Source organism: Pseudomonas sp. JZ114 (assembly GCF_051027705.1).
Taxonomy (GTDB): Bacteria; Pseudomonadota; Gammaproteobacteria; order Pseudomonadales; family Pseudomonadaceae; genus Chryseomonas; species Chryseomonas luteola.
Map to the genome: position 1 here is coordinate 456138 of NZ_CP069257.1, position 22207 is coordinate 478344.

The following is a 22207-nucleotide window of genomic DNA, read 5'->3' on the forward strand; positions in this document are numbered from 1 at the left end:
AGCTCCTGGAAAGACCTATTTTTTCAGGCCTACCTTTTCAATAATGCCGCCCATATAGGCGTTGTTCGTTTTCAAAAACTCTTTGAAGTCAGTGGCGTTGCGCCACTCTACGCCGAAACCTTGTTTCTTCATGAAGCTCTGGTAGGTGTCGCTTTGATAAGCAGCGTCAAGCGCTTTCTCCAGTGTTGCTACGACCTCAGGGTCCATACCTTTCGGACCGGCAACACCGCGCCATTCACCCAGGATGTAATTACTACCAGTCGCTTCCTTGAGCGTAGGAATATCAGGAAAGCTGGGGTTTCTCTGGGGCGCTACAACGGCAAGGCCTTTGGCTTTGCCGGCATCGATCATCGAACGTGCCTCAGGGACCGAGGAAGGAACTATTTCCACGCTTCCTGCGGCCAGTTCAACCATTGCTGGGGCAGCCCCTTGGCTTGGAATCCAGGTTATGTGATCAGGGGCGATGCCCTGATCAAGGAGCAGACCGGCAAAAGCGATATGCCAGATTCCCCCAAGACCAGTGCCAGAGGCTTTGAATGTGCCTTTGGGCTTGCTCTTGATAGCCTGTAGTAACGATTGCACGGTGTCATACGGTGCATTGGCAGCAATCTGCACGCCCGGATAGTCATAGTTAGTCATGGCAATGGGGGTGAAATCTTCATGGCTAAGCTTGGTAAGGCCCTGCCAATGCAGCATGTTCAATTCACCCGTAATAAAGCCCAGCGTATAACCATCCGGCTTGGCCGCTGCCATGGCAGTATGCCCAACGACACCACTGCCCCCAGGGCGGTTGACGACGTTGATCGTAGTCTTTAGTTGCTCTTCTAGAGCAGCGGCAATACCTCTAGCTGCGGCATCACTACCACCTCCAGCAGCCCAAGGGACGATTAATTGAATAGGCTTTTCGGGATAGGCGGCCATGACCATTAGCGGCGAGACCAGTAAGGCGGGCAACAATAGGGTCTTCAGTAGACGAAAGGAGCGTCGCTCAAGGCGATTCTTGTTGTTCATGGCTGGTCTCACTTATTGAAATTATTGTCAGTGATGATCGAGGCGTCTTCATGTCTGCATGAGTTGCAATACATGAGAAGTGCGTCGAAGCCAAGCTATTAAGCACGGGGGCGCGCTGTCTAATGAAGCTTTCTCATCAAGCTATAACGGTTGGTTATCAATGCTGCTTAACTGCATGTCGGCATTGGCACTGAACTCGAGCATGTCAATAAATAGTTGGGCGACAGGAGACAGGAGTTCATCTTTTCGAGTCAGGATGCCATAGCCTAGCGGATTAATGCTGAAGGTGCTCGATAAGGCATGCAGGCTTCCACTGGTTAGATAGGGTCGTACAACGGTTTCGGGGAGAAGGGCTAGAGCGTTGCTATTTTGCAAAAGATGCAGGGTTGTCTGTACCGATGTGGTCTCTATGCTATCGACAGGAGAGGCTATGTCGGCTTGACCGAACGCATGCTCCATCATCTGTCGAAGGGGAGTATTCAAAGGGTAGAGTACCCAGGGCCAATCAATCAGCTCTTTGGCTGAAATATCTTTTTGTGTACAGAGGGGGTGGGAGGGATTTACAGCAATCAGGAAGGGCTCACTGGCCAACGGCTGATAAGTGAAATACTGCTGCTGGTATGATTCCGTAAAGCGCCCTACAACCAAATCGAGCTGCTTATGCTCTAGCATTTGTAGCAAATAGTCGCTGGTTTGCTCGACTAGCTCGATGGACAATAATGGGCGCTTCTGCTTCATCAGCAATATGGCCTTAGGCAGCGTAAGCGCCGTTGCAGCGTAAATTGCTCCGATTTTGATATAGCCATAACCACCATGGCGCAAATTGTCTAATTGTCGACTAAAAGCGAGGTTGTCATTAAGGGTACTTTGGGCATAGCGGACAACTACCTGCCCTAACTCCGTTACAGCTAGTTTTCTAGGCAGGCGCTCGAACAGAGCAAAGCCGAACTGTTCTTCAATGTCGCGAAGCATTTTGCTGATAGCCGGCTGGCTTAGGCACATCTGTTGTGCCGCCAAGTGCATGTTGCCGGTACGCGCCAACGTATCGATCAAGACCAGATGCCGAAAACGCAGCCAACTCTGCAACGCGAACGACTTGCCTGTTCTTTCCGGTATCCCTAAGGCGTCCTGTTTCGATAACAAAGTCATATCGTCCCTTGAAAAATTGTCATTGGTCGGGCCACGGTACGGTTGGTTATGGTCGCACAGCTCATTGCTCTACTCCATGTCGGCTATATCGGTTTCAGGCCGAGTGGGGCCTAGTCGCTTCTAAGAAGAGATAGAATATCCATGGCTATACCGCTCTTGCTGACATCTGAAAACACACTGCCTGCTGATGGTCTAAAAGGTACTTTGATTGGTCGCGCCTGGGTTCCGGGAGATCTGGCAGGACCTTCCCCGATCCAGCTGCGCGATGAAGGGGTATATGACCTGTCCTCATCTTCATCGACCTTAAGTGCTTTGTTTGAAAGGCCTGATCTCTTATCACACTTACGGGAAGCGCCTGGAACGTATCTCTGCTCAGTAGCGGAGCTACTGGCTAATAGCGGAAGTCAAAGAGATCCCAGGTTACCAAGCCTGCTACCGCCTGCAGACTTGCAGGTGATCAAGGCAGCAGGGGTTACCTTTGCGGCCAGCATGGTCGAGCGCGTTATCGAAGAACGTGCCGGTGGTAATCCCCAGAAAGCCGAATCGATTCGTGCCAAGGTGCGTAACATCATTGGTGATAACTTGCGTAACGTGGTGCCAGGCTCGGACAGCGCACAGCAGCTAAAGGAGTTGCTAATCGAGCAGGATCTCTGGTCTCAATACCTAGAGGTGGGTATAGGGCCTGACGCTGAAATATTCACCAAGGCGCCCGTATTGGCTTCGGTCGGGAGTGGAATGGATATTGGTCTGCACCCGGGCTCGACCTGGAACAATCCCGAGCCTGAGGTTGTTCTGGTGGTAAATAGTCGTGGTGAGGTTGTAGGCGCTACCCTGGGTAATGACGTTAACCTGCGAGATTTCGAGGGCCGTAGCGCCCTGTTACTAAGTAAGGCCAAAGACAACAATGGATCCTGTTCCATTGGGCCGTTTATTAGACTGTTCGATGAAAGCTTTGGGATAGACGATATACGTTCTTGCGACGTGGATTTACGCGTAGAAGGGGAAGACGGCTTTGTTCTAAATGGCCGTAGTTCGATGAGTCAGATCAGCCGTGACCCATTGGATTTAGTGAATCAGACAATCAATCGCAACCATCAATATCCCGATGGGTTTTTACTTTTTATGGGAACGCTTTTCGCTCCGACTGAGGATCGTGATCATCCAGGCGGTGGTTTTACGCATAAGTTACATGATCGGGTTACTATTTCTAGCGCTCAATTAGGGGGATTACATAACCGGGTGAATCATAGTAACGCTATAGCGCCTTGGGACTTCGGCGTGTTGGCTTTGATGAAAAATCTCAGTCGCCGCCAATTGCTATAGATCATCCAAACAAATCAACAAGACGTGCCTTTCTAAGTAAAAGGCGCTCTTTAGAACAGATGCCGCTCATAAAAAAGGATTTTCAGTATTTGCCAAAACCTCGGTGAACAGCTTGGCTACAGGTGAGAGAGTTGTGCCACGCCGTGTAATTAGCTGATAAGGATCACTACGGCCATATAGTATTAATGGCAATCGTGTCGTTAGGCTAAAGTGCGTGAAGAAGTGTGCTACGTCGTTGGAAAGTAGTGCTACAAAAGAAGGGTTTTGCTGAAGTAGGGTCAAGGTTGCAAGAGCCGAAGTGGTTTCGACCAGATACGTTGGAAAGCGCAGGCCAGCCTCATGGAACTCTCGCTCTAGGAGCAGGCGCATGGGCATGTTGGCTGAGTACACAACCCAGCGTGAGTCTGAAAGGTCTTTGAGGGAAAGCTTTTCACAATGCGCCATTGGATGTTTCGGGCTCGCTACTACCGCTAGCGTTTCGTCACAAATATCTAGGCTGTCGTAGGAATCAGGGTGACGGCTGATGCTGGTGCGGCAGATAGCCAGATCAATACGCCCATCATCAAGCAAAGTCAGCAGTTGAGCGCTGGTATCTTCTACGATTTTTACCGACAAAGCCGGCTGCTTATCTAGCAGTCTACTCAATGCTTTGGTTACGAACGGCACGGCTCCCATGATGACTCCAACCGATAGGCGACCGCCATGCCCTTGCAATATGCCAATCATCTCATCGCGTAAATGCGTTAAGTCTGTCTGGATTAGGCGTGCGTAGCGAATAGCACAATAACCTAAGTCGTTTGGCTCCAGCCCTCGGTTGGTCCTTGTGAACAAGGGCGCCCCTAATATCGTTTCAATCTCCTGTAGCGCTTTCGTGGCTCCCGGCTGACTGATAGCGACGTGTTCGGCTGCTTTGACGAGCGAGCCTTGCTCACCCAATGCTATCAGGAGGCGCAACTGCTTGAGCCGTAAGCGTGAAAAGATGGAGGTGACAGAAGGCAGCATGGATATAACCTTTTCTTATAGTTGTATCAGACCCCTTCATTAGCTGCAAAAGTACCCATGCAGTAGTGTCAGGTCGTAAGGCAAAGCTTGTCCTGGATTCGCCAGTGCCCTGATTGTATTTAAGGCATAGGCGCTTCAGCTATTACAAAAACAATCTCCGCACAAGGTTGAACCTACTATGGCTCTTATCAGCTATCTCACTCAGATTCAGTTCGATTACGGCTCGATTGCGTTATTGCAGCAGGAATGTGATCGCATTGGTATACAAAAACCTCTGGTAGTGACTGATGCCGGCGTGCGAGCTACAGGTATTGTGGATCGCGTTCTGACGCATCTCTCCCGTGGGCATTTAGTCGATATTTTTGACCAGACGCCAGCTAATCCAAACGAGGCGGCTGTACGCGCTGCTGCAGAGCTTTATCGTTCCCAGGGCTGTGATGGGATCATTGCCATTGGAGGGGGATCTTCAATTGATTTGGCCAAGGGCGCTGCTGTTTGCGGTACCCATGAAGGACCATTGAAGAGCTTTGCCTTTATCGAGGGTGGAGTGGGGCGTATCACTGCCCGTACGGCACCTGTAATTGCTATCCCTACAACGGCAGGTACTGGGAGTGAGGTAGGTCGTGGCGCTATTCTGATTCTGGATGACGGCCGTAAAGTAGGCGTGCTGTCGCCACACTTGATCCCCAAAGCGGCTATTTGTGACCCAGAGTTAACGCTAGGCTTACCTCCTTTGTTAACCGCTGCCACTGGTATGGATGCAATTGCTCATTGTCTGGAAACCTTTATGTCGCCTGCATTCAACCCGCCGGCTGATGGAATTGCCTTGGATGGATTACGACGAGCATGGCTTCATATTGAGCGCGCTACACACCAGCCAGCTGATCGGGAGGCTCGCCTAAACATGATGAGTGCCTCTATGCAGGGGGCAATGGCTTTCCAGAAAGGGCTGGGGTGTGTACATAGCCTCAGTCATTCGTTAGGAGGCCTTAATCCGCGTTTGCATCATGGGACGCTAAACGCAATTTTTCTGCCGGCCGTAATCACCTTTAATGCTAGCTCGGAATCGGTCCGGCAGGAAAACAAGTTGGAGCGCATCGCTCAGGCAATGAATGTGGGCGGTGCAGAAGCAGTCGTACCGGCTATCAGAGCGATGAATCAACGCTTGGGATTACCCAATAGCCTGACGCAGCTTGATGTAAAGAAGGCGATGTTTACACGAATCATCGAGGGGGCTTTGGCGGACCACAGCCACAAGACCAATCCGCGTATAGCCACTGCAGATGATTATGCCTGGATGCTTGAACAATCATTGTAGAATTCATGCAGCCTATTACTCGTTTATTGTTAGCATATACCGCCTGGGGTCATCTCCAGGCGGTATAGGCGTCTACCGTCGCAGCAGTAACCTCAGTCGAACTCTAGCCGTTTCTTACCCACACTTGACGCTCAGTAAACCAAACCAAGTCGAGTCAACTTTAGCTATATTAGCAATACGTACCTATCTTAGGCGATATGACAAGTCGGTAGCATTCCACAGTGATGAATCAACCGTCTTTCATAATAATAACCACAAGCAAGTGCAGGCCAGCCGGAGCGACACGCGTTTTGCGCCGGACGATGTATGAGCTGAACATCCGAGTATATTTGTGTCAACTCTAGCCAAGCCAAGGGTAGGTTAAGCGGACGCACATTGCCTTGCTAAGTCTACTGGACGCAGGTTGAGGGTGCGAATATCGATACGCTAGCATCCACCAATAGGCATCTTTTGCAGTTCATGGCACATGACAATCGGGGTTTCGCCAACCCATAATTACGGCATTTCATTTATTGAGTTTAGCTACGACCATCCAGGTTAAACAGTATGGTTAATCTAACCTAAGCCTATATTCGCTTAGGTATGTCCTGATGAGGAGCGGTGCTCAAGCTTGCCAAGGTTATGACAAGCATGGGTCAAAGGCAGATGTTGATTCTGCAAGACCAGAAGCTATCAATGAACGCATAGGTGTTAAATTTATCATCTAACACAAAATCACCAGCTAGCTCTTCTAATACTTATGTATGCCACTGAGATAGCTTATTAAGTAAGGCAGACAAGGATTCTTATTTTTTGGATTCCAATAGATGCCCTGTTCGATTACAGGCGACTCAATCAGAGGTAGAAACACAGCTCCAGGAACTTTTATCTTCCTCATAGAGTCTGGTACTAGGGCCACACCGATACCTTTAGCGACAAGATCGATAATGTTCTGCTGCAAGTGTGCTTCGACCTTGATAAGGGGTTCAAAATTGTATTGACGGCAGCAAGCGGACACTGTTTCATGCAATCTTGGCGCAGTAGAGTTCGTAAATGCCACAAAATGATCTGAAGCCAAATCGCCTACTGATATGCGCAGCTCAGAAGCTAAGGAATGATGATTAGGCAACACTGCACAAAGAGGTTCTCGATATAGGATCTTGTAGCACAACGAATGGGTAAGTTGTAGTGGAAAGCTAATTCCTATATCGACATCCCCTGTTATAAGCGCTTGATACATATTATTAGGAAGAGTCTCGTCAAGGATTATCGCTATATCTGGGCGCAATTTAGCAAATACTGCGACAAGCTCAGGCAATACGTACCATGCTGAATACATTGTAAAACTAATTCGAAGTTCGCCTCGCTCCCCTAATGCAGTCGCTTGTGCCTTTTGTATAGCGGCATCTATGTCAGCCAACAACCGGGTCGTACTTGCAAAAAAGCTTTTCCGGCAGGGGTCAACGCTAGAGAACGAAAGTTACGGATAAACAAAGGCGTTCCGAGGGACTCTTCTAGGGTTGCGATTTGGCGACTCAACGGCGGTTTCGTGATGCTGAGCTGCTGAGCAGCTATACCGAAATCTAGTGTCTGGGCAAGCACAACGAAACTACGTAGCTGCCGAAGATCCATAATTTATGTCCTTTGGTATTATTGTTTTTTCTAAATAGCATTGGCTGATATGGCTTAACAACACTTCATCACAGTTTTAGGTGCTAATGAGTTCTGTCGCTAGCACGCTGTTGCCTACCTCAGTCTGACTGTGATCCGCTTCTTTGGTTACATAAGCGTTTCGATGTAGTGGTCAACTAATCTCGGACACGACGTTAAGTTTTTTCTCGGCCTGAGCTGGGGCCAGTCCATTGTTGAATTGGTGCGGCCTAATCCAGTTGTACCGATGCGTCAGGTAATGACTGATGTCGCGGTGCGCTTCTTGAGCTGTCATATAGCCCACAGTCGGTATCCATTCAGTTTTCAAGCTGCGAAACACACGCTCCATTGGCGCATTATTCCAGCAGTTTTCACGACGGGTCATGCTTTGGCGCATGCGGTAACGCCAGAGCCGTTGGCGAAACTGGCGACTGCTATATTGCGAGCCCTGAACCGAGTGAAACAGCAGCCCTTGAGGTCTGCCCCGTTGTTCGTAAGCCATACCCAGCGCCTTGATGATCAGATCCGCATCCGGCTTATTTGACAGCGCCCAACCCACAGTTCGTCGTGTATAGAGGTCCAGAACGACAGCTAGGTAATGCCATTTCCCTTGAATCCAGATGTAGGCGATGTCGCCACACCAGACCTGATTCGGCGCCGGCACCTCAAACTCTCGATTCAAGATGTTTGGAATGTCAGGCCGCTCAACCGTCGCTGTTTATAGGCACGTGATCCAGGTTGTTTGCTAACCAACTCCAGTTCCCGTATCAGTCCTCGCACCTTGAACCGCCCGATTTGCTCACCGTCTTCCTGCATCATCGACATGATGCTACGGCTACCGGTGGCGCTTCGACTTTGCGTAAACAGTTCGTTGAGCCGACTACGCAACCGAAGCCGCTCAACGTCCGGAGCTCGGCGCCTGAGGCGGTGGGAGTAGTAACACGAGCGAGTAATATCAAAGACTGTGCAAAGCCAATCGACCGGCTCTTGGGCACTCAGCTGATCAATCAGCGCGTGCGCTCGTGCTCTTCCAATATGAAGAGCGCGGTAGCCTTTTTAAAATGGATTTCTCCCGTTCAAGTCGAGGGATTCGAGCTTCCAGTTCCTATATTTTCTGCTGCTCAGGCGTCATTGCCTTGCTCTGCGGAATAACGCCGTTGCGCTCCTGCTGGAGTTGACTAACCCAGCGACGCAACGCGGACTCGACCGCCCCAAGCGAGCGGCTGGCTTCGATATAGCTATAGCCTTGATTGAGCACGAGGCCTGCAGCCTCGCGTTTGAATTCGGCGGAAAAAGAACGACGTTGCTTGGTCATCAGCCACCTCTATCTGGCGAGCATACTCGCCTAAATCGGTGTCCGGAATCAGTAGACCACTACATATCAGGCCTTCTGATAGCGCAGCCAGACAGCTCCGCCCTCTTGCACCTCTGCAGAAGTAAGCTGCAGATGTGCAGGTTGTCTCCAGGCCGACGACGCCACCTCGAATGACGCAGGATGTTCACCACGGCCGTCCACCAGCGGCAAAACCAACACACTGACCTCGTCCACCAAGCCGGCATTGATAAATGAGCCGCTGACATGCGGGCCGCCCTCGACGATCAGCCGCTTGCAGTTCAGCTCTTCCGCTAGGATAGTAATGACCTGTTGCAAGTCGATCTCGGTCTTGCCCGCAAAGATGTACGACACGCCGATCGACTGCAGATACGCCAGATAGTCGTCTGCCACCGCCTCGGTCAACACCTCAACCACGTGTGAACCCAACGCCTGACTGCTCTTCCATCCTACTTTACCCTGCGGGTCAATTGATACCGCATACGTTTCTGCACTTCGCTCGACGATATGATGGGTGCGTGGAATTGATGATTTTGCAAGTCCTGTCGGATATCCCTCATCGTGAGCGATTTCCTGCATTGTCACGCGTCCACAGATCCACGCATCAAATTCGAACGTCTGCGCAAGCTTTTCATACAAATCTCCAGCGGCTTTCTTGAATGCACGATCCCACCCATCAGTCAGCGCGTGGCCGTCTAGGGAGGACATCATATGGCAGACGATATAGGGTTTCATGGGAACTCCGATGTGTCAGGAAAAGATTTGAAGTGGACTGCGAGCTAAAGGAAGGAGTTCAGTGCTTGATGAGGATGGTGGATGATGGTTTTTTCGGTAGGAATAAGGAATTTTCGTTACTGTAGAGAGAAGTAAAGGGAGTAGTTAACTGTTAGGCACTTTTATCCAGTCCATGTACTCAAGACGCAATGGTTACTAAACTACGGAGGTCGTTTTGTAGTAGTTACTGATGCAAATCTTTTACAAAAGGCTTCGATTGAAGGGGTTAACCCAGGTAGCGAATCGGCGCCTGATACTTAGTCAATATGTGGTCGCAGGTTAGTAGAAACATGCCTTCCTCAATAGCTTGGCCAATCAGCAATCTGTCGAATGGGTCGTTGTGGTGCGATGGCAGCGCGGCAGCAGTAATACTGTGACTGGAGCTAATCGGTAGCTCTCGGTAACCCGCACCAATTAGCGCTGTTCGTGTCACTGCTGGATCGTAAGGAAAGTCTGGCTTGTTTAATGCACGTTTGATACCGATCTCCCAAATGCTAGCGGCACTAAAGTACAGCATGCCAGGCCCTGTCAGGAGTGGTAGAGCCTGCTTTGGCAATTTAGTGCTGTCAAAGCAGGCCCACAGTAAAAGGTGCGTGTCGACGATAAGGGTCATACGTTGAACATTGCCTCAATATCGTCTTTGAATTGCGCATCAATATCGGCTGGCACAGACGGATACATACCATCCAGCATTCCAATGCGCTTTTGAGGCGTTTCAGTGTAAGGGATCACCTTAACCATTGGCCGACCAGCTTTGGCAATAATCTGTTCTACACCTGTACTAACTACCTCGTCGATAATCTTGGACAGGTTGGTTTTAGCATCGTGAATGTTTACAGTTTCTGGAGTCATGATAGACCTCGGTATACAGGGTTAGCTAACCTAGCTTAGCTAACCTAGCTAAGTATGTAAACGTAACCATATTCATGCTCTGAGACTGTGAAGAGAAGAAGGGCAGAGCGGTGACCTAACCGCTGTATCACCAAGGGGTTGGGTTAGCTGAACCTTTGACCGAATCGACTCGCTGATTCACAGAACTGCTTAATTGCAGTTGATATCAGGCCCCCAAATAGGCATCAAGACTTAGCTTAAGATAGGCGGCTAAACACTCCCAGCAATGGCAGCACTCTCTTACCAGGCACGCCTTATCGGCCCCATGACTTTCGCAGAAGTTGGTTGGAGGTATTGGATCCTATCTGGAGCACGACTCCTGTATGACTAGTCGCTTGCGAAACCGTATTGAGCTGCCCCTCGATGCGGCCAAGGCACGAAAGCTGAGGACGGAGGAAACCCGGCGCGCTGGCACGGACATCTGGACAAGCTCCTACCCAGGCAGGGCAGCAGGGTCAAGCCGTTTGGCTCGTTGTCTGCCGAGGATACCGCATGGCTCATGCATCGGCACGATAGCCAGGAGGGTGCTGCCGCCCGTGTAGCTGGAAAAACTGGGGTATAAACGCCGAGTCATCTCCACCCTAATGCTGGATTTCTTTATCAGCAAGCTGCCACCTGGCGAGCGAAGAAAGGATCTCCTGGTAGAAACCACGTTTGGTAAGCTAGTTTCGCTGATTGAAAATGACCTCTATCTAAAAAGCGAAGTGTCAGCTGCGCAGCGGCGAAAAGCCGTAGAGCACGTCCTGCTCTACCTGCACCAGCAGGAGGTCATTACGCTCAATCATGGGATGACGGTCATGCGACGCGCCATGACCATCGAAATGGGCACCTCAAAAAAATAGCTATACCAAAGACGACTACTGAACGAGCCCCATGAAAGACAGGACACCGTTCCCCCCTTAGGATGAGGGATAGGCAAACGGGTATGTTTATGACTAACAGCAACGACAAGGGTGGTGAGCTGCTCACTAAACAAGGGCTGGTGGGTTGACTGGAATGACAGACCGTACAGTGTTCGTGAATAATGCCTTCTACCTGAGCGAAATCATCTGTAGCAGTAAGTGGCATCTGTTGCGATTGTACCGTGGCGTAAAGGCTGCCTGGATTTTTGATAGGTGAGGGCGTGTGAGTGGATTGTATCAATGGAGACATCTGCTCATTGTCAAACCACAGGAAGAGGCTCAGCACTACCAGGGTTAGCCCTGAGCCAAACAGCATCCATCTAAGTTTTTGCATGTCGCGATCACTGGCTAAGGCTATCAGTATAACCAAGCGGTATGTCGACCTGGGGACGGCCAGTCGAAGGCTATCGACTGACTGGCTGCCTATGCATTAATGGCTTGCCTCTAACCAGAGTTCTACCGTATCGGCAAAATAGTATTCATCACAGTTATTGGCTATGCCGCTTCGGTCAACGATCAGAAAGTCGTCGATATCCGAGAGTGCCAAGACAGGGTGATGCCAGACGCCTCGGTGATAATTAATGCCTTGTTCTCCGTTGGCAATGAAGGCTCTGATGGCGTGGGGACTAGGCGTATCACCGGCGGGCGCGACCACGACCAGAAAAGGCTTGCCTTTGAGCGGGACAAACGCCTGGCTTCCCAAGGGATGGCGCTCCAGCATGCGAATGCGTAGCGGGAGCTCCAATGCCTGGGCGCGAAAGATGCTGATAATGGCCTTTCCGTCATCCGGGCCTGTATCAACATCGGCCAGACGGTGGAAGCGTTGGGTCGAGCCATTATTGATAAGGTAGTGGTCACGCCCGGCGGTCTCGATGACATCGCCGAACGGAGCAAACGCTTCTTGGGTAAGAGGATAAGGCTTGAGTATCTGACGCATGGTCATTTCCTGGTTATACGGCCAAACAGACGTAGACGGCTGACGCCGCCGTCCGGAAAGATATTCAGGCGTACATGGGTGATGGCCCCCAGTGGTTTAATCTCTTCAACAAACTCATGCTCCTGATGCATGTGCAGCTTTTGTGAGGGCAACAGCTCGCGCCAATAAAGGCTTTGCGTTTCGATCTGGCTGTCGGTGCCGCCTTGAACATAGGCGGCCTGGATAGAGCAGCTGTCTGGGTAGTTGCCTTTGAAATGCAGCGTATCGACCACGATGCGCTCGACTTCTCCAGGATGGCCTAGTGCGACGATAACCCAGTCATTGCCTGGCGTGCGACGGCGAGCGGTTTCCCAGCCATCCGACATATTTTCTGCCCGGCCTGGGTTGAGGATATTACTCATACGGCCGTAGTGCTCGTCATTGCAGGCTAGGGCGCGACCTCCGTTCAGCGCTGCAGCAAGATCCAGCACTTCTGTGGTGTCCTGCCTGGACCATTCACGATAAGGAATGCCATAAACGCGCAGGCGAGCCACACCGCCGTCTGGGTAGATATTCAGGCGCAGGTGCGTCCAGGGGCGCTCATCATCGAAGGCATGGTAGTGGTGACTGTTGCCCTGTAGCTCTACGGCAGGCAGCACTTCGATCCATTGAGTGTCCGCGTCTGGATCGCCATGGGGCGAAAAGCAGGCCTCTACAGAAGCAGAGGGTGGGTAATTGCCAGTGAAATAACGGGTATCGATATCGACACCTTTAATGAAGCCGGGCACACCCAGGCGGATGACCGCATGATCGTATCCTTCGAAGCGCTTACGTCGTGATTCCCAGCCATCCATCCATTTGCCATTGTCGTCATAAACGCCTTCTTTCCACTCGGGCTCATGGGGCTGCAGCATGCGATTGGCCTCAGCGAACCAGTCATCCGTGACATGGATGACGCGGGTTCCCAGGCGCGCATCGGCCAGATTCAAGTACTTTTCGAACGAGGCGTTATACGTTCTTTTCATAAGTGGCTCATAGTTGCTGGAGTCGGAAGAGAGCGATCTTGTTTATCTCGGAGAGCGCGCAGGCAAATTCCTGTTCAGGCGTATGACGTATACGTTCCTCGAATGCCTGAAGAATCAGATGACGATTGCTGCCCTTGACGGCCATGATGAATGGAAAGCCGAATTTGGCTTTGTAGGTTTCGTTGAGTACCGTAAACCGGACCAGCTCTTCTGGTGTGCATTGGTCCAGACCTGCGCCAGCTTGTTCGGCGCTGCTGGCACTGGTCAATTCACCCCTTAACGCCGCCTTGCCGGCGAGATCAGGATGAGCATTGATCAATGCCTGTTGCTCGTCACGATTGGCCCCCAGAAGGGCAGCGCTCATCTGCGCATGAAGGTTTTCGATCTGGTCGAGGTGGTTGTCGATGCCTTGATCGTATACCCGCTCCGCTACCCAGGGTGAGTGCTCATAGATGTTGCCAAACACCGACATAAATTCAGCGCGGTCTAGGGTACTTGGCGTCAGGGTTTTGAAATGACTCATGCAGCAGGATCCATCGGATGGTGTTCATGCCAGTGTCGTGCAATGTCGACACGGCGTGCAAACCAGACGCCCGAGTGGCCTTGCGCATATTCTAAAAAGCGCTTGAGGCCGGCCAGGCGTGCTGGACGTCCTATGACGCGGCAATGTAGGCCGACGGATAGCATTTTGGGTGAGGTGGCGCCTTCTTCATAAAGTACATCGAAGGCATCTTTAAGGTAATGAAAAAACTGTTCCGACGTATGAAAACCCTGCGCCTGGGTAAAACGCATGTCATTGGTGTCGAGCGTGTAGGGTATGACCAGATGCGGCTTGCCTGCCGGAGAGCGTTCCCAATAGGGTAGGTCATCGTCGTAGGTGTCCGAATCATAAAGGAATCCGCCTTCCTCCATGACCAGCCGACGGGTATTGGGGCTGGTGCGCCCGGTATACCAGCCTAACGGACGCTGGCCTGTAAGCTCAGTCAACAGGCTGATGGCTTTCTGCATCTGCTCACGTTCATCCGCTTCGTCTACGTATTGGTAGTCTATCCAGCGATAGCCGTGACTGCAGATTTCGTGTCCAGCTTCAACCATCGTGCGGATGACCTCAGGGTGACGTTGAGCGGCCATGGCTACGGCAAAAATGGTAAGTGGAACATCGTGGCGCTTGAACAGTTCAAGGATGCGCCATACCCCCGCGCGGCTACCGTATTCATAGAGCGACTCCATGCTCATGTTGCGCGCTCCTGCAAGGGGCTGCGCCGAAACCATCTCGGATAGAAACGCCTCTGATTCCCTGTCCCCGTGAAGAATGCATCGTTCTCCACCTTCTTCATAGTTGAGTACAAAGGACAGGGCGATGCGGGAGTTGTCCGGCCAATGAGCATGGGGTGGGGTCTGGCCATAGCCAATAAGGTTACGCGGGTAGACGCTATTCACAAACAGGTTCCTTAGCAGAGCTGCCCCAGCGAGAGGAGCTGGGTCGTCGAACGTGTTACCGTGCGGTACGGCTAAGGCTCCTGTAGCAAGAAACCTGCCTAAGTGGTCAGGAAATATTCCCAGGCACCTATCGTGTACAAGGCAAAAGTAATGTACTACTTATCTTAGAGCCTGCTCACGATCCGAAATTGATGTAGGGCGGGATGAATCCCGCCCTACGCAAGTGGCCTGCTCATGAGCCGAGACTCAACTACCAGAGGAGCGGCATCCACTGATGCCGATGATGCAATGGGACGTTTGACTACACATGTGCTGGATGCCGCTAATGGCCGCCCCGGCAGCAATATCCGTATTGAACTGGTTCGCCTCGCTGGCACGCAACGTGTTCCCGTGAGCGACGTACGCACCAATGCGAACGGCCGCTGTGATGCACCGTTGCTCGAAGGCGATGCGCTGGAGGCTGGCGTGTATGAGTTCACCTTCCACGTGGGTGACTATTTTCGCTCGCAGGGTGCGCCGCTTGCCGAGCCTGCCTTCCTGGATCAGGTCGTCCTGCGCTTTGGTGTCGCCTCGCCGGACGAGCACTATCACGTCCCCTTGCTGGTTTCGCCCTATAGTTATTCGATGTATCGGGGAAGCTGATCCGCTGCCCTTGAAGAGGGCGATGCGTGCGCTGGATGCGCTGATTGAGTGCGTGGTTTACATGTGCATGGAAGGCGTTTGCTTCGTGGTCTGCGATATCCAGAGCGGCCTTCGTGATCGGGATCAATGTAGCGTTGCGCCAGTAGGCGAATGCTGACTGAGTGGTCAGGTTTTTGCTTGAGCCTAAGCCTGTTTCTTCCTTTAGCCTTCATCTAAGGATTTCCTATGCAAACGCTCGACATCATTATCATTGGCGCTGGCATGGGTGGGCTGACCGCCGCGATTGCCCTGCAACGAGCCGGGCATCGGGTTCGCCTGTATGAGCGTGCAGCGGAGCTGGCGCCCGTCGGGGCGGCTATTTCCGTCTGGCCTAACGGGGTGAAGGTCTTGGAGGCGCTGGGGTTGGGGCCGGATATCGCGGCGGTCAGCGGTGATATGCGTAGCATGAGCTACCGCAATCGCGAAGGAAACCTGCTGACTTATTTCAGTCTCGAACCCTTGTATCGAGACGTAGGGCAGCCGGCGCGGCCCATCGCCCGGGCAGCATTGCAACGCATCCTGTTGGACGCGGCAGGCTCTGAGCGGGTTTCGCTAGGCGTGAGTTGCGAGGCCGTCGAGCAGCATGCCGATGGTGTCGAAGTCTTGTTGTCCGATGGCCGCCGCGAACGTGCCGATCTCTTGATCGCTGCTGACGGCACTCATTCGAAGTTGCGGAATCTTGTCGTGAACCGAGCTGTCTCGCGGAACTACTGTGGTTACGTGAACTGGAATGGCCGGGTGGCGATCAGCCCGGACCTGGGCGAGCCACATGAATGGGCACAATACGTGGGCGATCACCAACGGGTTTCGCTGATGCCCATGGGCGGCGATGAGTTCTATTTCTTTTTCGACGTGCCTTTGCCGGCCGGTACGCCTAACGATCGCAGCCGTTATCGCAACGAACTAACCGAGCATTTCGCCGGCTGGGCGGCCCCCGTTCAGCGTCTGATCGAACGGTTGGACCCGGCTGGTATCGCTCGGGTCGAGATTCATGACACCGAGCCGCTGAAAACCTTGATTAATAAACGCGTCGTTCTGTTGGGCGATGCCGCCCATGCCATGGCGCCCGATCTGGGGCAGGGTGGCTGCCAGGCTATGGAGGACGCCTGGGTGTTGGCCTGCTGCCTGACTGAACACGGCAACGACCTTCATCAGGCTCTGCCGGCCTACGATGCCGCACGAGTCGAGCGGGTCGGCAGCATCGTCAGCCGCGCCCGCAAGCGCGCCGAGACCACCCATGGCCATGACCCGGCGCTCACCCGCAACTGGTACGCCGAGCTTGTTCAGGAAACTGGCGAAGGCATCCTTGCCGGCCTGGGCAAGACGATAACTGGCGGTCCGCTGTAAATACCTATCAGCGGTCAACTGGCTTGTAAGTGTGGGTCGAGGCGATTGGCGTTAAGGAGCTTACGACGAAGTCCAACACTATGGCTGCCGGGCTTTGCGAAGCTCAGGCTATCTACTTGGCTTTGAAATCATGCAAGCTGATGATGTCTGCGCTCTTGTAGGAAGGGCTTCAGCCGCGACCATAGAATCCTCGCTAAAGCGCCTCCGACAACGTAATCGTCCAACTTGACGACTAGGTGCTCGGATTGTGGTAGAAAAAGTTATCCGTGGGAGCAGCTGGGCGGTATCCTGCTTCAGCCGCGATATCGACATCGCGGCTGAAGCAGAGCGCCATCTGGTCGCTTCCAGGGTATCTGGTTATTCGGTTGTTGGGCTTTGTGGAGCTCAGCCTAACCACAGATGACCGGTGGGAGCGGCTCCAGCCACGATTTTTGGAGCACCATTGCATCATCCCTCCGCTTAGGTCACGGCCGGGAGGGCGCTATCTATAGCCCGTTCAGCGTTCGTCTTTTTACCGAAATCCCGGTTATAGACTGCGATGACCTCGCCCGCGACCGAAATGGCAATTTCCATCGGCAGTTTGCCTTTGACCTCGGCAATCCCCAGCGGGCAACGCATGCGCTGAACCACGTCCGGGGCGAAGTCGCGTTCACGCAGGCGATGCTCGAAGCGAGCCCGCTTGGTTTTTGAGCCGATCAGACCGTAATAGGCAAAATCGTTGCGCTGCAGGATGGCGGTCGTCAACTCCAGGTCCAGAGGATGATTGTGGGTCATGACGATGAAATAGCTGCCGGGCGGCATATCATTCACCTCGGCAACCGGATCGTCGGTCACGATCTTTTTCACGCCCTCTGGAATGGCAGGTGGGAATTCCTCATCGCGACTGTCGATCCAGCGCACCCGGCAGGGCAGGCTGGCCAGCAGTGGCACCAGCGCCCGGCCAACATGACCGGCCCCGAACACGGCGATCTGCGCCTGCGGCTGGCCAAGCGGCTCGAACAGCAGCGTGGCCGAGCCGCCACAGCATTGGCCGAGGCTGGCGCCGAGGACGAAGCGCTCCAGCCGAGTGGCCAGCTCGCCACGCTCCAGCAAGTCGCGGGCGATGTGCATGGCCTTGTATTCCAGATGACCACCGCCAAGGGTGTCGAAGCATTTCGTCAGCGTAATGACCATCTTTGAGCCGGCGTTGCGCGGCGTGGAGCCTTTTTCCTCTACCAGCGTCACTAGCACGCACGGCTCGCCGCGGCGCTGCAGATCGGCCAGGGCTTCGATCCAGCCCGTGTTATTCATGGTGCGCCTCGGTGATGGGGAAGGGTGATGCGAAACAGGTTGTCTTGGTTCGGCAGGGCACGGTCTTTTCGTAGGATGGGTTGAGCGGAGCGATACCCATCAGTGGCCAAAAGGCGATAGGTATCACAGGCTCAACCCATCCTACAGAAACCATCAATCGCAGCCTCATGATCGCTCCTGTTCAGGCCGGGGTGGACGCGGTTTCGACCGTGGCGGCTTTCTTCGCGACGCCCTGCCTCATCTGCTGCACGCCCCAGAGCACCCGTTCTGGAGTGGCCGGCGCGTCGATGTCGGGCTGAACCCGATAATCCGCCAGGCTCGCCACGGCGTCCTTGATCGCGCACCAGACGGAAATACCCAGCATGAACGGCGGTTCGCCTACGGCCTTGGAATGAAACACGGTGTCTTCCGGATTCTTGCGGTTTTCCACCAGCGTGACCCGCAAATCCAGCGGCATGTCCGCCACGGTAGGGATCTTGTAGCTGGCGGGGCCGGAGGTCAGCAGTTTGCCCTGGTCGCTCCAGACGAGTTCTTCCATGGTCAGCCAGCCCATGCCCTGGATGAAGCCACCTTCCACCTGACCGATGTCGATGGCCGGGTTCAGCGAGGCACCAACATCATGGAGGATGTCGCTGCGCAGCATCTTGTATTCACCCGTCAGGGTGTCAACGATCACCTCGGAACAGGCAGCTCCGAATGCGAAGTAATAGAACGGCCGGCCCCGGGCCTGGCTGCGGTCGTAATGGATCTTTGGCGTGCTGTAGAAGCCCGTGCTCGACAGCGATACCTGTCCGATATAGGCAAGGGTAATCAGCTCCTCGAAACTGATATAGCGATCCTCTATCCGCACCTGCCCGTTACGGAGTTCGAGGGCCGCCGTGTCCACCTCGAAATGCCGCGCCGCGAAGTCGACTAGCCGCTGGCGGAGAGTCAGGGCCGCGTTCTGCGCGGCCTTGCCGTTGAGGTCAGCCCCACTAGAGGCTGCTGTAGGAGATGTATTTGGCACCTTGCCTGTGTTGGTGGCGGTGATTTGGATGCGATCGATATCGACCTGGAATACTTCGGCCACTATCTGCGCGACCTTGGTGTTCAGACCCTGGCCCATCTCGGTACCGCCATGGTTCAGGTGGATGCTGCCATCCGTATAGATGTGGATCAGCGCGCCGGCCTGGTTGAGAAAGCTCGACGTGAAGCTGATGCCGAACTTGACCGGCGTCAGGGCCAGCCCCTTTTTCAGCACCGGGCTGCCGGCATTGAACGTGCGAATCTCGGCGCGCCGCTGCGCGTAGTCGGCGCTCGCCTCCAGCTCGGCGGTCATTTCTGCAAGCAGGTTGTGCTCGACGGTCTGGAAATAGTGGGTCTCGTTGCGCGCGTCCTGGCCGTAGTAGTTGAGCTTGCGTATTTCGAGCGGGTCCTTGCCCAGAGTGCGGGCGATACGGTCCATGATCTCTTCGATGGCCAGCATGCCCTGCGGGCCGCCGAATCCCCGGTAGGCAGTATTGGACGCCGTATGAGTCTTGCAGCGATGGCCATGGATGACGGCATCGCCCAGATAATAGGCGTTGTCGGCATGGAACATGGCCCGGTCGACGATGGCGCCGGAAAGGTCTGGCGAATAACCGCAATTGCCGGCCAGGTCGATCTGGATGCCGTGCAGCCGCCCGTCATCGTCGAAGCCGACGTCGTATTCGACATAGAACGGATGACGCTTGCCGGTCATCTGCATGTCTTCGACACGGGGCAGACGCATCTTGGTCGGTTGGCCAGTCAGGTGCGCGATCACCGCGCACAGGCACGCGGGGCTTGCGGCCTGGGTTTCCTTGCCGCCGAAGCCGCCTCCCATGCGACGCATGTCGATCACGACCTTGTTCATCGGCACGCCCAGCACTTCGGCGACGAGCTTTTGGATCTCGGTGGGGTTCTGGGTCGAACTGTAGACGATCATACCGCCATCCTCGGTGGGCATGACCGAGGCGATCTGGGTTTCGAGATAGAAATGTTCCTGACCACCGATGTACAGCGTGCCCTGCAGGCGATGCGGTGCATGGTTCAATGCGTTGACCGCATTGCCGCGCTGGTGGGTATGGCTGTCGAGCACGAAATGCCGCTTGCGGAGCGCTTCGACTACATCCAGCACCGGCTCCAGATCCTCGTATTCGATCACGGCGAGCCGAGCGGCCTGTCGCGCCACGTCCAGGGTGGTCGCGGCCACGGCCACCACGGGCTGGCCGATAAACTCGACCTTGTCCTTGGCCAACAGCGGATCGCCCTTGAAGACCGGGCCGATGTCCAGCTGACCAGGTACGTCGTCGGCGGTGATGACCCGCACGACGCCCGGCACGCCATAGCAAGGCGTCGTATCGATGCGCAGGATGCGTGCGTGGGCGCGGTCGGAGACGCGCGCATAGACGTGCAGCTGGTTGGGAAACTCCAGGCGGTCGTCAATGTACTGGGCTTCACCGGTGACGTGTCGGGTGGCACTGTCGTGCTTGACGCTACGGCCAACGCCAGTGACTATGCCCTTCTGGAACAGGGCGGCGAGTTCGTCCTGAGACTTCTTGTGCAGCAGATCAGACATAGGCGGTCACCCGTGTGTCGAGGCCTGGTGTGGTGAGCTCGTGAAAGCATTTGCGCAACAGGTTTTGCGCCACGAGTAGACGATATTCGCGGCTGGCGCGGAAGTCGGTCAGGGGCGTGAAATCCTCCGTCAGCGCGGTGCAGGCAAGTTCGATGGCCTCCGCTGACCACTCGGCATCGGTCAGCACTGCTTCGCAGCGCTGTGCGCGTTTGGGGATCGCCGCCATGCCACCATAGGCAATACGTGCCTGGCGAACCATGCCATCAATGATCGTCAGGTTGAAGGCGGCGCAGACGGCGGAGATGTCATCGTCCAGACGTTTGGACACCTTATAGGCGCGAAATTGCTGATCGGCACTGGCCAGCGGTACGCGAATGCGCTCGATGAACTCACCTTGCTCGCGAGCGGTGATCTTGTAGTCGATGAAGTAGTCTTCCAGCGCCAGCGTACGGCGGCGTATGCCCTGGCGTAGCACAAGCTCGGCGCCCAGGGCGATCAAAAGCGGCGGCGAGTCACCGATCGGCGAAGCGTTGCCGATATTGCCGCCCAGCGTGCCTTGGTTACGGATTTGCAGGGAGGCGAAGCGGTGCAGCAGCGCGCCGAAGTCAGGGTATTCCTCGGCCAGCAATGCGTAGCAGTCGGACAAAGGTGCGGCGGCGCCCAGTTCGAGGCCATCGTCGCGTCGCTCGACCTGCTTCATCTCGGCTACATGCCCGACGGCGATCGTCAATGGCAGCTCGCGATGAAACTGGGTGACCTCTAGGGCCAGGTCGGTGCCACCGGCCAGGAGCCGTGCGTCGGGATTCGCCTCGTAGAGCGAAGCCAGTGCCTCGACGGTCAAGGGCACCAGGCAGCGCTTATGGCCGTCATTGAGCTCAGCGGTCGTCTGCGGGGCGATGGCTTGCAGGCGCGCCAGTGTCTGCGCTTCGGCGGCATCGAACTGATCGGGCACATGCTGGCTGCAGCTCTGTTTAGCAGCGGCGAGGATCGGTCGGTAGCCGGTGCAGCGGCACAGGTTGCCGGCCAGCGCTTCATGAGCTTGCGCTCTGTCCGCCCTCTGGCTGTTTTTCTGCAAGGCGAACAGGGACATGACAAAGCCGGGCGTGCAGAAGCCGCACTGCGAGCCATGGCAATCCACCATGGCCTGCTGCACGCTGTGCAGCTGCCCCTGGTGCTTGAGATCTTCCACCGTGATCAATTGCTTGCCATGCAAGGCCGATACGAAGGTTAGACACGAATTGAGCGTGCGGTAGCGCAGGCGCTCCTGGCCCGGCGCGCCTTCCCGTTCGGCCACCACCACGGTACAGGCACCGCAGTCGCCCGAGGCGCAGCCTTCCTTGGTGCCTCTCTTGCCGGCCTGTTCGCGCAGGAACTCGAGCACGGTCGTGTTCGGGTCGAGCGCGGTTTCGGTACGCAATGCCTGATTGAGCAAGAACTGGATCATGCGGCACCTCTACAGGATGCGGAGCGCTTCGAGCGTTTGCTGCACGATAGATGGCTTTGTAGCCGATTAAAAGCTGATCGATCGGCCATGAATTGACGGGTGAGCGGCAAACCGCGCCACATAGTCGAGCGTGCGTTCATCAAAGCGATCTCCA

Annotated in this window: 21 protein-coding genes and 1 pseudogene; 5 read left to right on the top strand and 17 right to left on the bottom strand. The window is 54.4% G+C overall.

Annotated elements, in window-relative coordinates; genetic code table 11:
* Nucleotides 1-15 precede the first annotated feature (15 nt).
* Entirely contained in the window at nucleotides 16-1011 is a 996-nt protein-coding gene (locus tag JQR90_RS21560; RefSeq protein WP_230382272.1) for a tripartite tricarboxylate transporter substrate binding protein, read from the bottom strand.
* Nucleotides 1012-1152: 141 nt separating this feature from the next.
* Nucleotides 1153-2160, bottom strand: coding sequence for a LysR family transcriptional regulator (locus tag JQR90_RS21565; RefSeq protein WP_073450477.1), 1008 nt, complete (start codon nucleotides 2158-2160; stop codon nucleotides 1153-1155).
* Nucleotides 2161-2307: 147 nt separating this feature from the next.
* Between JQR90_RS21565 and JQR90_RS21570 the strand changes: the two genes are divergently transcribed.
* Nucleotides 2308-3483, top strand: a complete 1176-nt coding sequence (locus JQR90_RS21570; protein WP_181591873.1) for a fumarylacetoacetate hydrolase family protein — start codon at nucleotides 2308-2310, stop codon at nucleotides 3481-3483.
* A gap of 66 nt (nucleotides 3484-3549) precedes the next feature.
* On the opposite strand, the gene JQR90_RS21575 is transcribed toward JQR90_RS21570, so the two are convergent.
* Nucleotides 3550-4485, bottom strand: a complete 936-nt coding sequence (locus JQR90_RS21575) for a LysR family transcriptional regulator (RefSeq protein ID WP_073450479.1) — start codon at nucleotides 4483-4485, stop codon at nucleotides 3550-3552.
* Nucleotides 4486-4663: 178 nt separating this feature from the next.
* Here JQR90_RS21575 and JQR90_RS21580 point away from each other — a divergent pair, with 178 nt between their 5' ends.
* Nucleotides 4664-5803 (top strand): iron-containing alcohol dehydrogenase, encoded by a 1140-nt coding sequence (locus tag JQR90_RS21580; RefSeq protein ID WP_073450480.1) that lies wholly within the window; start codon nucleotides 4664-4666, stop codon nucleotides 5801-5803.
* 730 nt (nucleotides 5804-6533) lie between these two features.
* Here JQR90_RS21580 and JQR90_RS21585 read toward each other — a convergent pair.
* The 6 genes and pseudogenes from JQR90_RS21585 to JQR90_RS21610 form a co-directional block, all read right to left on the bottom strand.
* The gene (locus tag JQR90_RS21585) at nucleotides 6534-7202 is read right to left on the bottom strand and encodes a LysR family substrate-binding domain-containing protein (RefSeq protein ID WP_434140798.1); all 669 of its coding nucleotides are present in this window, start codon (nucleotides 7200-7202) and stop codon (nucleotides 6534-6536) included.
* The gene (locus JQR90_RS21590; RefSeq protein WP_208859652.1) at nucleotides 7190-7414 is read right to left on the bottom strand and encodes a LysR family transcriptional regulator; all 225 of its coding nucleotides are present in this window, start codon (nucleotides 7412-7414) and stop codon (nucleotides 7190-7192) included. The genes JQR90_RS21585 and JQR90_RS21590 overlap by 13 nt, the downstream gene beginning before the upstream one ends.
* A gap of 172 nt (nucleotides 7415-7586) precedes the next feature.
* A pseudogene (locus JQR90_RS21595) lies at nucleotides 7587-8747 on the bottom strand (IS3 family transposase).
* 66 nt (nucleotides 8748-8813) lie between these two features.
* Nucleotides 8814-9500, bottom strand: coding sequence for a dihydrofolate reductase family protein (locus JQR90_RS21600; RefSeq protein WP_073450482.1), 687 nt, complete (start codon nucleotides 9498-9500; stop codon nucleotides 8814-8816).
* Nucleotides 9501-9765: 265 nt separating this feature from the next.
* On the bottom strand, nucleotides 9766-10152 hold the full coding sequence (locus JQR90_RS21605; protein ID WP_073450483.1) for a type II toxin-antitoxin system VapC family toxin: 387 nt from the start codon (nucleotides 10150-10152) through the stop codon (nucleotides 9766-9768).
* On the bottom strand, nucleotides 10149-10391 hold the full coding sequence (locus tag JQR90_RS21610) for a type II toxin-antitoxin system Phd/YefM family antitoxin (protein ID WP_073450484.1): 243 nt from the start codon (nucleotides 10389-10391) through the stop codon (nucleotides 10149-10151). The genes JQR90_RS21605 and JQR90_RS21610 overlap by 4 nt, the downstream gene beginning before the upstream one ends.
* A gap of 623 nt (nucleotides 10392-11014) precedes the next feature.
* On the opposite strand from JQR90_RS21610, the gene JQR90_RS21615 reads away from it, so the two are divergent.
* The gene (locus JQR90_RS21615) at nucleotides 11015-11272 is read left to right on the top strand and encodes a hypothetical protein (protein WP_073450485.1); all 258 of its coding nucleotides are present in this window, start codon (nucleotides 11015-11017) and stop codon (nucleotides 11270-11272) included.
* 490 nt (nucleotides 11273-11762) lie between these two features.
* Here the strand turns inward: JQR90_RS21615 and JQR90_RS21620 are convergent, their stop codons facing one another.
* The 4 genes from JQR90_RS21620 to puuE are packed head-to-tail and all read right to left on the bottom strand — an operon-like array spanning nucleotide 11763 to nucleotide 14713.
* Nucleotides 11763-12269 (bottom strand): ureidoglycolate lyase, encoded by a 507-nt coding sequence (locus tag JQR90_RS21620; RefSeq protein WP_073450486.1) that lies wholly within the window; start codon nucleotides 12267-12269, stop codon nucleotides 11763-11765.
* A gap of 2 nt (nucleotides 12270-12271) precedes the next feature.
* Complete coding sequence (gene alc, locus JQR90_RS21625) at nucleotides 12272-13273, bottom strand: allantoicase (protein ID WP_073450487.1); 1002 nt, start codon at nucleotides 13271-13273, stop codon at nucleotides 12272-12274.
* 7 nt (nucleotides 13274-13280) lie between these two features.
* Nucleotides 13281-13796, bottom strand: a complete 516-nt coding sequence (gene uraD / locus JQR90_RS21630) for a 2-oxo-4-hydroxy-4-carboxy-5-ureidoimidazoline decarboxylase (RefSeq protein ID WP_073450488.1) — start codon at nucleotides 13794-13796, stop codon at nucleotides 13281-13283.
* Nucleotides 13793-14713 carry an allantoinase PuuE gene (gene puuE / locus JQR90_RS21635; RefSeq protein WP_073450489.1) on the bottom strand — a complete coding sequence of 307 codons (921 nt, stop codon included), beginning with the start codon at nucleotides 14711-14713 and terminating at the stop codon, nucleotides 13793-13795. Before puuE ends, uraD begins: the two co-directional genes overlap by 4 nt.
* A gap of 288 nt (nucleotides 14714-15001) precedes the next feature.
* Here puuE and uraH point away from each other — a divergent pair, with 288 nt between their 5' ends.
* Together uraH and hpxO are read left to right on the top strand one after the other, a co-directional pair.
* The gene (gene uraH, locus JQR90_RS21640) at nucleotides 15002-15355 is read left to right on the top strand and encodes a hydroxyisourate hydrolase (RefSeq protein ID WP_073450490.1); all 354 of its coding nucleotides are present in this window, start codon (nucleotides 15002-15004) and stop codon (nucleotides 15353-15355) included.
* 225 nt (nucleotides 15356-15580) lie between these two features.
* A complete protein-coding gene (gene hpxO, locus JQR90_RS21645; RefSeq protein WP_073450491.1) occupies nucleotides 15581-16741 on the top strand; it encodes an FAD-dependent urate hydroxylase HpxO in 1161 nt (386 codons plus the stop codon).
* Between the two features lie 459 nt (nucleotides 16742-17200).
* Here hpxO and xdhC read toward each other — a convergent pair whose 3' ends face one another.
* The 4 genes from xdhC to xdhA are packed head-to-tail and all read right to left on the bottom strand — an operon-like array spanning nucleotide 17201 to nucleotide 22053.
* A complete protein-coding gene (gene xdhC / locus JQR90_RS21650; protein WP_112298067.1) occupies nucleotides 17201-18031 on the bottom strand; it encodes a xanthine dehydrogenase accessory protein XdhC in 831 nt (276 codons plus the stop codon).
* On the bottom strand, nucleotides 18024-18200 hold the full coding sequence (locus JQR90_RS21655; RefSeq protein ID WP_167670414.1) for a hypothetical protein: 177 nt from the start codon (nucleotides 18198-18200) through the stop codon (nucleotides 18024-18026). The genes xdhC and JQR90_RS21655 overlap by 8 nt, the downstream gene beginning before the upstream one ends.
* A gap of 12 nt (nucleotides 18201-18212) precedes the next feature.
* Nucleotides 18213-20609, bottom strand: coding sequence for a xanthine dehydrogenase molybdopterin binding subunit (xdhB, locus tag JQR90_RS21660; protein WP_073450493.1), 2397 nt, complete (start codon nucleotides 20607-20609; stop codon nucleotides 18213-18215).
* The gene (gene xdhA, locus JQR90_RS21665; protein ID WP_073450494.1) at nucleotides 20602-22053 is read right to left on the bottom strand and encodes a xanthine dehydrogenase small subunit; all 1452 of its coding nucleotides are present in this window, start codon (nucleotides 22051-22053) and stop codon (nucleotides 20602-20604) included. Before xdhA ends, xdhB begins: the two co-directional genes overlap by 8 nt.
* Nucleotides 22054-22207: the final 154 nt, after the last annotated feature.